The sequence below is a fragment of the Bacteroides sp. RTP31139st1_H2_RTP31139_211217 genome (assembly GCF_040227615.1).
GTDB classification, from domain to species: domain Bacteria; phylum Bacteroidota; class Bacteroidia; order Bacteroidales; family Bacteroidaceae; genus Bacteroides; species Bacteroides uniformis.
Map to the genome: position 1 here is coordinate 32,913 of NZ_JBCNZM010000025.1, position 12,459 is coordinate 45,371.

At 47.0% G+C, this 12,459-nt stretch carries 12 protein-coding genes and 1 pseudogene; 5 read left to right on the forward strand and 8 right to left on the reverse strand.

Annotated features, from left to right (window positions below):
• Nucleotides 1-18: 18 nt before the first annotated feature.
• The 5 genes and pseudogenes from ABUA47_RS06210 to tsaB all read right to left on the reverse strand — a co-directional run bounded on the left by ABUA47_RS06210 (nucleotide 19) and on the right by tsaB (nucleotide 4,258).
• Nucleotides 19-876, reverse strand: coding sequence for a M23 family metallopeptidase (locus ABUA47_RS06210; RefSeq protein WP_005826982.1), 858 nt, complete (start codon nucleotides 874-876; stop codon nucleotides 19-21).
• Entirely contained in the window at nucleotides 873-1,409 is a 537-nt protein-coding gene (rimM, locus tag ABUA47_RS06215; RefSeq protein WP_035449078.1) for a ribosome maturation factor RimM, read from the reverse strand. Before rimM ends, ABUA47_RS06210 begins: the two co-directional genes overlap by 4 nt.
• 1 nt (nucleotide 1,410) lies before the next feature.
• Nucleotides 1,411-2,725 (reverse strand): annotated as a pseudogene (gene murA, locus ABUA47_RS06220) (UDP-N-acetylglucosamine 1-carboxyvinyltransferase).
• Nucleotides 2,726-2,823: 98 nt separating this feature from the next.
• A complete protein-coding gene (locus ABUA47_RS06225; protein WP_005826977.1) occupies nucleotides 2,824-3,444 on the reverse strand; it encodes a DUF4290 domain-containing protein in 621 nt (206 codons plus the stop codon).
• Between the two features lie 121 nt (nucleotides 3,445-3,565).
• Complete coding sequence (gene tsaB / locus ABUA47_RS06230) at nucleotides 3,566-4,258, reverse strand: tRNA (adenosine(37)-N6)-threonylcarbamoyltransferase complex dimerization subunit type 1 TsaB (protein WP_005833019.1); 693 nt, start codon at nucleotides 4,256-4,258, stop codon at nucleotides 3,566-3,568.
• A 91-nt stretch (nucleotides 4,259-4,349) separates the two neighbouring features.
• On the opposite strand from tsaB, the gene ABUA47_RS06235 reads away from it, so the two are divergent.
• The 5 genes from ABUA47_RS06235 to ABUA47_RS06255 all read left to right on the forward strand — a co-directional run bounded on the left by ABUA47_RS06235 (nucleotide 4,350) and on the right by ABUA47_RS06255 (nucleotide 8,997).
• Complete coding sequence (locus tag ABUA47_RS06235; RefSeq protein ID WP_035449074.1) at nucleotides 4,350-5,234, forward strand: YicC/YloC family endoribonuclease; 885 nt, start codon at nucleotides 4,350-4,352, stop codon at nucleotides 5,232-5,234.
• A 36-nt stretch (nucleotides 5,235-5,270) separates the two neighbouring features.
• A complete protein-coding gene (gene gmk, locus ABUA47_RS06240) occupies nucleotides 5,271-5,834 on the forward strand; it encodes a guanylate kinase (RefSeq protein WP_005826973.1) in 564 nt (187 codons plus the stop codon).
• On the forward strand, nucleotides 5,831-6,067 hold the full coding sequence (locus ABUA47_RS06245; RefSeq protein ID WP_005826972.1) for a hypothetical protein: 237 nt from the start codon (nucleotides 5,831-5,833) through the stop codon (nucleotides 6,065-6,067). The genes gmk and ABUA47_RS06245 overlap by 4 nt, the downstream gene beginning before the upstream one ends.
• 22 nt (nucleotides 6,068-6,089) lie before the next feature.
• A complete protein-coding gene (gene nadD, locus ABUA47_RS06250; RefSeq protein ID WP_008665167.1) occupies nucleotides 6,090-6,659 on the forward strand; it encodes a nicotinate (nicotinamide) nucleotide adenylyltransferase in 570 nt (189 codons plus the stop codon).
• 133 nt (nucleotides 6,660-6,792) lie between these two features.
• Entirely contained in the window at nucleotides 6,793-8,997 is a 2,205-nt protein-coding gene (locus tag ABUA47_RS06255; RefSeq protein WP_117945632.1) for a beta-N-acetylglucosaminidase, read from the forward strand.
• 95 nt (nucleotides 8,998-9,092) lie between these two features.
• On the opposite strand, the gene ABUA47_RS06260 is transcribed toward ABUA47_RS06255, so the two are convergent.
• The 3 genes from ABUA47_RS06260 to ABUA47_RS06270 all read right to left on the reverse strand — a co-directional run.
• Nucleotides 9,093-10,274, reverse strand: a complete 1,182-nt coding sequence (locus ABUA47_RS06260) for a GTP-binding protein (RefSeq protein ID WP_035449070.1) — start codon at nucleotides 10,272-10,274, stop codon at nucleotides 9,093-9,095.
• A 186-nt stretch (nucleotides 10,275-10,460) separates the two neighbouring features.
• A complete protein-coding gene (locus ABUA47_RS06265) occupies nucleotides 10,461-11,798 on the reverse strand; it encodes an NADP-specific glutamate dehydrogenase (protein ID WP_005826963.1) in 1,338 nt (445 codons plus the stop codon).
• Nucleotides 11,799-12,161: 363 nt separating this feature from the next.
• Nucleotides 12,162-12,459 (reverse strand): phosphate acyltransferase (locus ABUA47_RS06270; RefSeq protein WP_349831462.1); only part of this gene is annotated, 298 nt, incomplete at its 5' end.

The window sequence follows — 12,459 nt, forward strand, 5'->3', positions numbered from 1 at the left end:
CAATTTACTATTTGGAGACTAAAATACGATGTAAAGCTCGGGATTTACGGCCCTGCCCTTATGCCACAGCTCGAAGTGAAGGTGGGGACCGGTGGACAGCTCGCCGGTGTTTCCTACCAGTGCGATGGCTTCACCCCCTTTCACCGCATCTCCTTCCCGTTTCAGCAGAGAGCCGCAATGCTTGTAGACTGACACGAAGTCCTGGTTGTGCTGTATTTCTATCAGATAACCCGTCTCGGCAGTGTAGGTACTCAGTATGACGGTACCGTCTAAGGTGGCCAATACGCTTTCGCCCGGATTGGCGGCAATGTCCGTGCCGAAGTGTTTTGTTTCGGCATTGAAGGGAGATGAAATCATGCCGCGTGTGGGGCGGTAGAAAATCAGTCCGTCTATTTCGGGGCGAGCGGTGATGCTCGTCAGGTTGTACTTTTCTGTCTCCTCGTACTGTTTGCGGAATTCGGCTTCCCGTTGTGTACGTTCCATGAGCGAATCTTCGCGCAGGTGGGTCAACGAGTCGATGGAATGTATGGTATCTGCCTTTATCTTGCCCTGGAAGATGTCCTGGATATTCATGATATAGAGGTTCTGTCTGTTCACCAGTTGCTGGAGGGAATCTACGCGCAAGGCATTCTCCACTACCTGGGCACGGATTTCACTGTTCATATATCCCGGCAGGTAGTTGCGCAGCGGGGTGAAGGCTACGATCAGGGAGGCGATGAGAAACAATACGAACAGCACGGAGAGCAATACGGACAGTCCGTTCAGCTTGGATACGCGCAACGTGATGATATCCTCAAGGGTATTCTCGTTCGTAATCGTCAGTCTGTACTTGAACTTGATGTTACTCCAAAATGCTTTTCTTCGTTTCTTTTTCATACCTCTTCTGTTTCGTCCAAAGCTATCAAACCTTCCGGCAGGTCTACGGTGATGACCTTGTGCTTCTGGTCAATGTCTATGATAAACTCTTCTTGTGCCGGCACCAGCAGTTCTTCTCCCTGATAATCTACCACAAACAGTGTGTTGATGGTCGATGTGTCCACGTCCGTCACTTCTCCCAGCGTGCCGTGATGTACTTCCTCCATACGAAAACCGACGAAGAAGTCCCAACTCAGTTCACCTGGTCCTGCCTCTTCTGCATGCTTTACGGGGAAGTAGACCTCAATATTAGTGAACATGCGGGCGCGTTCTGTCGTGTCCACGCCTTCCAGTTTGACAAGGGCGGTGGTGTCGGAGCGGAAACGGTATTCTTCCAAGAAGAAAGGCACCAGTATACCATCCAGCAGGCAGATTAGGTATTCGGCTTCCACCCGGTCGAAGATGTCATCCGTAAAAGTGAACGATAGTTCTCCGTGAATGCCGTGGGGCTTGTTGAATATACCTATCTTATATACTTCTTCTCTCTTTATCATCTTATTCTATTCTTGTTATTCTTGCTCCGAGCGCATTCAGTCGCCCTTCGATGTTCTGATACCCACGGTCTATCTGCTCTATGTTGTGGATGCGGCTGATGCCGTCCGCACTCATGGCAGCTATCAGCAGGGCGATGCCCGCACGGATATCGGGCGAGGTCATGTTGCCGCCACGTAGTTTAAAGCCGTGGTCGTGACCGATGACAACGGCGCGGTGCGGGTCGCAGAGGATAATTTGCGCTCCCATATCTATCAGCTTGTCCACAAAGAACAAACGGCTTTCGAACATTTTCTGATGAATGAGTACACTGCCTTTTGCCTGGGTGGCAACCACCAGCAGCACACTGAGCAAGTCTGGTGTCAGTCCGGGCCAGGGTGCGTCGGCAATGGTCATGATGGAGCCGTCGATAAAGTACTCTATCTGGTACGTCTCTTGTGCGGGCACGTAAATGTCGTCTCCCCACTGCTCCATCTTGATGCCGAGTCGACGGAAACTGTCGGGGATAATTCCCAAGTTCTCGTAGGAGACATTCTTGATGGTCAGTTCGCTACGGGTCATGGCTGCCATGCCAATGAAACTGCCCACTTCAATCATGTCGGGGAGGATGGTATGCTCGGTTCCGTGCAGCTCGTCTACTCCGTCTCGTGGGCTCGGAGATGTGTATAAGCGACAGGCCTTCTATCTTAGCTCCCATCCGGTTCAGCATTCTGCAAAGTTGCTGCACGTAGGGTTCGCAGGCGGCGTTGTAGATGGTGGTCTTGCCTTTGGCAAGGACGGCTGCCATTACGATATTGGCTGTTCCCGTTACAGATGCCTCGTCGAGTAGCATATAACTGCCATGCAGTTGTTTGGCTGAGATTTCGTAGATGCCACGCTCCTCATTATAGACAAAGTCGGCTCCTAAATTCTGGATACCGATAAAGTGTGTATCCAGACGGCGGCGTCCTATCTTGTCTCCGCCCGGCTTGGAAATCATGGCCTTGCCGAAACGTGCCACCATCGGCCCCACCAGCATGACGGAACCGCGCAGGCTGGAACATTTTTTCAGGAACGCGTCACTTTCCAGATAGGCGAAATCAATGTTGGCAGCTTGAAAGCTGTAAGTGTCAATGCCTTTTTTAGATACGCTGACTCCCATATCCCGCATCAATTGGATAAGGTTGTTGACGTCCAGTATGTCCGGGATATTGTGCACAGTCACCTCTTCGGCAGTGAGCAATGTGGCGCAGATAATTTGCAACACCTCGTTTTTTGCTCCTTGGGGGTAAATGTCACCGGAAAGTCTGTGTCCTCCTTCGATTACAAATGATGCCATGAAATTAGTGATTAGGGGTTGGTGATTAGTGATTAGTGATTAGTGGTCTGCATGGTGATGCCGCATGGCATTAATCACTAACCACTAATCATTCAATTTTAGTATTTCCGTTTATTGTTCCGGTTGTTGTTCCGGTTATTCTGGTTGTTCACTTTCGGACGGTAGTTCTGGTCAATACGTTCGGCCATGAGACGGACGATACTGTCTGTCATTTGCAGTTTTCCGTCAGAGAGTTCGGTGAGATCATCTGAAATCTTACGGTCATCGACGGTATCTTTGTTCCATGCCATGTAGTCTTTCTTCATGTGGTTACAAATGAGCGCTATCAAGTTCTGCTTCTCTTCTCCTTCCGGAAATTCGATGGCTTTCTTTATCAGTACTTCCAGTGTACGGCCATAGTGGCGGTAGCGGATTTTGGTACTGGGGTAGGGGATGCTCTCCGGCTTGGTATTCAGATTGTCCTTGCGGATAATTTCGTACGGATAATCTATATCCAATTGGAAGTTGGCCATGATGGCAAGGTGGTCCCATAGCTTATGTTTGAAGTCGGGCACATCGCGCAGATGGGGAAACATGTTTCCCATGATGTTGATGATTGTGTTTGCGCAACGCTGGCGTTCTGCACGGTCTTCGATTGTCAGCGCGTGGTCTACCATATTCTGGATGCTGCGACCATATTCGGGTAGGGGCATCCGTTTTTGTTGAGTGTTATATTGCATCTTTAATTAGTGATTAATGTTCAACGATTAGTGATTAGGGTTTAGCGATTAGTGGTTAGTGATTAATGGGCTACGTAGTGATACCGCATGGTATTCATCCCTAATCCCTAATCGCTAAACCCTAAATAAGTTTCTTTGGCGTGCCGGCTACGAATTCCTTCAAATAGAAGGGTTCGAAATAGGCCACATCCTTGAAATCTTGTTCGGCTATTGCCTTTTCTGCCAACGGGAACATCATGCCGGCAAGCGGGCGGATGCCGTCGATGAAGTGTGCATTGGGATGCGTGATTTTCTCTTTGCATTTGGCTGCACCGTCACCGAAGAAATAGACGGGATGTTGCTCTAAAAATTCTAGGTAGGAGTTTTCGTCCACAATATCGGCTGCAATGTCGCGCACCGATTTCAAGGCACGGTCGTAGATGGCAGCATAGACTTCCATGCGGCGGGCGTCAATCATCGGGCAGAGTAATGCGTCGTCGGGCAACTCATCGTGGTAGAGCAATACCGGTACACACTGAACTTTCAGGGTTTCCAGCCCGATAAGTGGCAGGTTACGTCCATAGCAGACACCTTTTGCCATCGACACGCCGATACGCAACCCGGTATACGAACCAGGGCCGCAGCTCACGGCGACTGCATCCAACGGCATGGCATGGCTATCGGCAAAGGATAGCGCCTCGTCCACAAAGATTCCCAATGAAACGGCGTGTGAAGGGCCATTCAGGTCCTCTTTCTTGAAAACGTTCTGTCCATCCTCGCTCACGGCTACGGAGCAGGCAGAAGTGGACGTTTCAATATGCAAGATACATGACATAACTTTTATTCTTGATTTTATTGTGGCAAATTTACGTGATTATTTTCACTAATTAAAATAATCGTGTAATTTTGCGCAAAACTATAACATTATGATACAATCTATGACAGGCTACGGCAAAGCAACCGTCGAACTGCCTGATAAGAAAATCAACGTTGAAATAAAGTCGCTCAATAGTAAGGCAATGGACCTATCTGCCCGCATTGCTCCGCTTTATCGTGAGAAGGAGATGGAAATCCGTAATGAAATATCACGGAAACTGGAGCGCGGAAAGGTGGATTTCAGCCTTTGGATAGAAAAGAAAGAGAGTGCGGAAAGCGCCACTCCCATCAACCAGACATTGGTTGAGGGATATTACAAGCAGATTTGTGCTATATCAGAAAATCTAGGAATACCTGTGCCGGATGCGATGGACTGGTTTGCCACGTTACTCCGTATGCCGGATGTGATGACGAAGAATGATACGCAGGAACTGAGTGAGGAGGAATGGGCTGTGGTCTATTCGGCTGTGGAAAAGGCTGTCGGTGCGCTGGTGGACTTCCGTAAGCAGGAAGGAGCTGCCCTTGAAAAGAAGTTCCGTGAGAAGATCGCCAATATCTCCCATTTGTTGGAGACTATCGCTCCCTACGAGAAAGAGCGTGTGGCCAAAGTGAAGGAGCGTATTACCGATGCACTGGAAAAGACCTTGAGCGTGGATTATGACAAGAACCGTCTGGAGCAGGAACTCATCTACTACATCGAAAAACTGGATGTGAACGAAGAGAAACAGCGTCTTGGCAATCATCTGAAATATTTTATCAATACGCTGGAAACCGGAACCGGACAAGGCAAGAAGTTAGGGTTCATCGCCCAGGAGATGGGACGCGAAATCAATACCTTGGGCAGTAAGTCCAATCATGCGGAGATGCAGAAGATTGTCGTTCAGATGAAAGATGAATTGGAGCAAATCAAGGAACAAGTATTGAACGTCATGTAGTATCAAATAGTAAATCGTCAAATCGTAAATAATTCGATGGCAAAACTTATCATATTTTCAGCCCCTTCGGGCTCTGGCAAGTCAACGATTATCAACTATCTGCTGACTCAAAATCTGAACTTGGCATTCTCCATCTCAGCGACCAGCCGCCCGCCCCGCGGAACGGAGAAAGATGGAGTGGAGTATTTCTTTCTGACTCCTGACGAGTTCCGTCGTCGCATAGCCAATGATGAATTCCTGGAGTATGAAGAGGTATATCAGGACCGTTTTTACGGAACACTGAAGGAGCAGGTGGAAAAGCAATTGGCTGCCGGACAGAATGTAGTGTTCGATGTGGATGTAGTGGGTGGTTGCAATATCAAGAAATTCTATGGTGAGCGTGCTTTGTCTGTTTTCATTCAGCCACCTTCAGTGGAGGAATTGCGCAAACGCTTGGTGGGGCGCGGAACAGATGCTCCCGAAGTGATAGAGAGCCGCGTGGCGAAAGCCGAATACGAACTGGGCTTTGCACCGAAGTTCGATACCGTGATTGTGAACGATGACCTGGAGACAGCCAAAGCGGAAGCATTGAAAGTAATCTCTCAATTCTTGAACGAATGAAACAACGTGGAGGAGTGTACAACCAGTTGGCACCGAGGAGGAAGAATAGCCCGAAGCTGAACAAGGCATTGCTAATTATTAATAGCGTTCTGTTCGTCTGCTCCCTTGTTGTGGGTGTATTGTATATACATCATGGCGAGCCTCGTTCCAGTATTTCAATGTTTCTTATCTCTGTAGTGACGATTTTCAATGCTTGGGCTGCCTGGCGTGCGTTGCAAAGACGTCCTTTGTAAGGTTGTATATGAATAAGAATAAATGAATATAGGAATCTTCAGCGGCTCGTTCAACCCGATACACATCGGACATTTGGCCCTCGCCAACTATCTTTGCGAATACGGGGACCTGGACGAAGTGTGGTTTATGGTCACCCCCCACAATCCGCTGAAGGAAGAAAACGATCTGATGGATGACAAGTTACGTTTGAAGCTGGTGCAGCTAGCCACTGAGGGTTATCCCAAGTTTCGCGCTTCCGATTTTGAATTCCATCTGCCTCGGCCTTCTTATACTGTTCATACGTTGGATGCGCTGAAACGGACTTATCCCCAACACACTTTCCATCTTGTCATTGGTTCGGACAACTGGAGGCTGTTCCACCGTTGGTACGAGTCGGAACGCATTATTGCCGAAAATCATCTTCTGGTTTATCCCCGTCCCGGCTATCCGGTAGAGGCCACCTTTTTACCGCAGAATGTGCGGACAGTTTCTTCTCCGGTATTCGAAATCAGCTCCACTTTTATCCGTCGGGCCATAGAGGAGGGAAAAGACGTACGCTACTTCCTGCATCCGGCTGTGTGCGATGAACTCAAACGGATGCAGAATAAATGAATCTTTAAACTGAAATAAATGTCTGTATTTGTACGTGTTTTCATATTTATTTCTTATTTTTGAACGTATCAACCTTGAATGCATGGAAGAGTTTTCTTAATACATAGATATTCCTTAATTTAATAATCCGCTTATGAGAAAAGAACTACTGTTACTGGGAGCATTCGGTATGCTGACGACAGCGACGCTTTGTGCGCAAGAGTTTCATTTGCAACCTACTCCCCAAGAATATATTACGCAAAAAGATTCTGTTGATATTCCCCGACAATACCAGATCCTTTCCGGCAATTCCGTGCAGGACGGACCTGCGTTGCCTTTACTCCGTTCATTGATGCCGGAAGAGGTGCTTGGCGCTTCTTTCCGTGTATATATAGGAGTGAAAGGAGATAAGATTATCAAGAAATACCAACATCGGATTCCACGCAAATCCGAAGGTTATTTCCTGAAAATAGAAAAAGACTGCATCGTCATAGCCGGTGCTGACGAACGGGGAGCGTACTATGGTGTACAGACTCTTGCGCAGTTGCTTGCTTTAGACAAGCTGCCTTTGGCTGAAGTGACGGACTATCCTGATGTTCCCTATCGGGGTGTGGTAGAAGGTTTTTACGGTGCTCCCTGGAGTCAGGAGGCGCGTATACGCCAGCTTGATTTTTATGGTCGGAACAAAATGAATGTCTATATCTATGGACCGAAAGACGATCCTTATCACCGGACTCCCAACTGGCGCAAGCCTTATCCTGCTCGAGAAGGAGAAGAGTTGAAAGTATTGGTGAATAGGGCGAAGGAGAACAATGTTATTTTCTATTGGGCCATTCATCCGGGTCAGGATATTCGCTGGAATGAAGAAGACCGCTCGTTATTGTTGCAGAAGTTCGAAAGCATGTACCAGTTGGGTGTGCGTGGTTTTGCCGTTTTCTTTGATGATATTTCGGGTGAGGGGACAAAGGCAGACAAGCAGGCTGAACTGTTGAACTATATTGACGACCATTTTGTAAAAGTCAAGCGGGATGTTGCACCATTGATATTGTGTCCCACAGAGTACAACAAGTCATGGACCGATGTGGAGGGAGGCTATCTCACTACGCTTGGTGATAAGTTGAACGAGGGTATCAAGGTGATGTGGACCGGTGATATGGTAGTTGCTACTATAGATAAGTCTACGCTGGACTTCGTCAATCCGCTGCTGAAACGTAAGGCGTACATTTGGTGGAATTTCCCCGTTTCGGATTATGTACAAGACCATTTGCTGCTAGGGCCGGTTTATGGAAACGGGCTTGATGTAAAAGATGATATGTCTGCTTTTGTTTCCAATCCGATGGAACATGCCGAGGCTTCCAAAATCTCTCTGTACAGTGTAGCTGATTATACTTGGAATATGGAGAATTATGATAGTGAAACTTCTTGGAAACATGCAGTCAGAGACCTTATGCCACTTCATGCCGAATATTTGGAAATCTTCGCTGCTCATAATTCCGACCCGGGACAGAATGGACATCGCTTCCGTCGTGAAGAGTCCGTTGCCATTCAGCCTGCTCTCTCTGCCTTGTTGAAAGCCTATCAAGAGAAAAACGAGATAGATGAAGATGCCTATCGGCAGGTAGCTGAGGAATGCCGGAAGATAATCGTTGCCGCTGATGGATTGCTTGCGTCGGGAAATGAGAATCGTCCGTTGATAACTGAAATAAGGCCTTGGCTCATTCAGTTCAAACAAGTGGGAGAGTATGGTGCGGAGGTGCTGAACATGATACGCCTGCGCCAGCAGAAGGATGCATTTATAGGTAGCTACGAACACGCCCGCGCCCTGCTGGTGCTGATGGGTGAGACGGATGCCCAATATAAAGCGGGCATAAAGAGCGGCAGCCTGCATCTGATGCCTACTTTCAATGCTTTGTTCGAAGCGGCGACAACGGGCTATAATGCAGCGTTCCATGCCGGGCTTGATACAAAGGCTGTTTATTCTCCCTACACGTTGAAGAGCGACGTGAATCAGTTGGCTTCGCTTCCTATTCAGCAGAAGGGAAAGGTGAATACAATTATTCCGTCCAATGAAGTCATCAACTGGCAGGCAGGCGGTGTGCTGGCCATTTCGATGGATTATGCCCGCCAGTTGAGTTCGGTGCTTATTGATTTGGGAGATGCGGAGGTGGCTAATTCTAAGTTTAAACTGGAAGTAACTTCGGATGGTACAAACTGGCAGGCGGTGGATTTGAAGCCGGGATACAGAACGCAGGTGAAGGCATCTCTCAAGGATTTGAGCGTTGCGAAGATGAGGCTGGTGAATGTATCCGACACAGAGCAGAAGGTGTATTTCAAAATGTTCCGTTTTACGGAGAATTGATATGGTTCTTGATTCTTAAAATAGAGTTACGCGTCTGGGACGATGCTCCCCGTTGTTCTTAAGATCGGAATGACGGGGAGCACTTTTTTAGGAAGTTATTCAAGGCATTTGTCCAAGTCGCGGATGATTTGCTCTTTATCCATATTTTGTCCGATGAATACTATCTTCAGCATGCGGTCGCCGTATTGCTCGTCCCAGTCTCTTAGCAATCCCGGTTCTTGGCGCATCAGTTCTATCATGTCTTCTTCGGGGGCGGTGGCATACCATTGTCCGGCTTCAGTTATTTTCTTCTGTATACCTGCTTGTTCAAAGAGGAAGGACATGTCGCGGTTGTGGCTGAAGTAGCAGACACCCTTGGCGCGGATAACGCTGCGGGGCCATTTGGTAGCGACATAGTGGTCGAACTTATGAATGTCGAATGCAGGACGGCGGTAGTAGACAAATGTGCCAATACCGTATTCTTCTACTTCACCTCCTTCGTGATGGTGGTGATGATGACCCTCTTCATGATGGTAATGCGCCTCTTTTTCCTCCTCTTCGCTTACTTGTTGCTCTATGCCACGAATCCATCCGGCGGAAGTTGCGGCACGTTCAAAGTTAAAGAGGTGGGTATGGATAATCTTATCCAGGTCTACATCTGCATAATTACACTCTATAATTTCGGCACCGGGTTGCAAGGTGCGGATAATCTGTTTGATACGTTTTAATTCCTCGGGCTGTACTTCTGCTGCTTTGTTCAGCAGGATAATATTACAGAACTCGATCTGCTGAATGATGAGGTTCTCTATATCTTCCTCATCAATACCTTTGCGTGTCAAGTCATCTCCGCAAGAAAATTCACTTTGCAGACGTAAGGCGTCCACTACGGTGGTAATGCAGTCTAAGCGGCAAATACCGTATTTAGTATACGCTCCTCCCATATGAGGAATGGAGCAGAGTGTTTGGGCAATAGGTTCCGGTTCACAGATGCCACTCGCCTCAATCACGATGTAGTCGAAGCGTTGCATTTTCATGATTTCGAACATCTGCTCTATCAAGTCAGTCTTCAGCGTACAGCAGATACAACCATTCTGCAGAGCTACCAGACTTTCCTCTTTCTTTCCCACCACGCCACCTTTCTGTATAAGGTCTGCATCGATGTTCACCTCGCCTATGTCATTGACGATAACGGCAAACTTAATGCCACGTTTATTAGAAAGGATGTGATTTACCAACGTCGTTTTGCCACTGCCTAGATAACCGGTCAACAGCAGTACGGGGATTTCTATTGTATTCATAATCGTTTGGTTTGCTTCAATGATAATGGTCTTCTCTTATTAACTTCCGCAAAGTTATCTGATTTATGTGATAATGGATTGAAAAAAACAAAATTTTGTTTCTTCTATATTATTAAACAGAAAAAAGGTGAAAAGCTTTGAGCCCCTCACCTTTCTTCTGTTGTAGTTGTACTATGGCTTTAGTTCTTACAGAATCCCTTGCGCCATCATCGCCTTTGCCACCTTCATAAATCCGGCCACATTGGCACCCTTCACGTAATTTACATAACCGTCGGCTTCCGTACCATATTGCACGCAAGCTTCGTGAATGTTCTTCATGATGCTCTTCAATTTCTCGTCCACTTCCTCTGCACTCCAGCTCAACTTGATGGAGTTCTGAGTCATTTCGAGACCGGATACTGATACACCGCCGGCATTGGCTGCCTTACCCGGAGCATACAGAATCTTTGCATCTTGGAATACGCGGATTGCTTCAGGGGTAGAAGGCATGTTTGCACCTTCGGACACAGCCATGACACCATTAGCAATTAGTTTTTTGGCATCATCTCCATTTATTTCATTCTGAGTTGCAGAAGGCAGGGCGATGTCTGCCTTTTCACCCCAAGGACGTGCACCTTCTACGTACTTGACACCCGGATATTGTTCAGCATATTCGCGGATACGTCCACGATAGAGGTTTTTCAGCTCCATGATGTAATCCAACTTTTCGCGGTCAATGCCGTCCGGATCGTATACATAACCGTCAGAATCAGACATGGTCAATACCTTACCACCCAATTCCAATACTTTCTCGGCCGTATATTGAGCTACGTTACCGGAACCGGAAATCAGACAAGTTTTGCCTTTCAAGTCAGTACCCTTAGTCTTTAACATTTCCATCAGGAAGTAGATGTTACCGTAGCCGGTAGCTTCCGGACGAATCAGCGAACCGCCGAACTCACGGCCCTTACCGGTGAAAGTACCCGTAAATTCATGAGCCAGCTTCTTATACATACCGAACATGAAACCTACTTCGCGACCACCTACACCGATATCACCGGCAGGTACGTCTGTTTCAGGACCGATATGACGCCACAACTCCAGCATGAAAGCCTGAACGAAACGCATAACCTCAGCATTCGACTTGCCGCGCGGAGAGAAGTCCGAACCGCCTTTACCGCCACCCATGGGCAGAGTTGTCAATGAGTTTTTAAATGTCTGCTCGAAAGCAAGGAATTTCAGGATGCTCAGGTTTACAGAAGCGTGGAAACGAACACCGCCTTTATAAGGGCCGATAGCGTTGTTGTGCTGCACACGATAGCCCATGTTGGTTTGTACGTTACCTTTATCGTCTACCCAAGTAACACGGAATTGGTAAACGCGATCGGGGATGCAAAGACGTTCAATCAGATTGGCTTTGTCAAACTCCGGATGCTTGTTATACTCTTCTTCAATCGTAGAAAGAACTTCTTCTACTGCTTGATGATACTCCGGTTCGTTGGGGAACCGTCTTTTCAGGTCTTCTAATACCTTAGCTGCATTCATAATCTATTTCTTTTATTGGTTGCTACTATATGTTACCTAAAACAATTCGATTTTCGGTTTGTTTCCTTTTCCTCTCATTGCGGTTGCAAAAGTACACATAAAAATGAAACGAGCAAACATTTTATAAAGAAAATGCGGTATAAAACAACAATTTTATTGTTTTATACCGCAAAATGGAATAAAAAGATATTATTTATCCTCTTTTTAGAGACTTTATGACGGGAATAAATACTAAAGCCGCCGAAATGGCAAGCGTTAGAATGATTGGACCGTCAATTCGTTCGATAGATATCAAAACAATGTAGCAAAGTGCTGCCCAAAGCAGCACAATGCAAACTATTTGGAATTTTGATAACGGTCGTCTCATTTGACTGCCTTCTTTTTGTCTACGATAGCATCGATAACTGCTACTGCAGTGATGTTAACGATATCGCGCACAGAGCTCTCAAAATCGGTAAAGTGGATAGGCTTGTTCAATCCCATTTGGATAGGACCAATCAGTTCGGCATCTGTATCCATGGCCTGCAACAGTTTGTAAGCAGAGTTTGCAGAACTCAAGTTCGGGAAAATCAGTGTGTTTACGTCTTTTCCTTTCAGGCGTGTAAACGGGTACTTGGCATCACGCATTTCGCGGTTCATGGCGAAATTCACCTGCATTTCT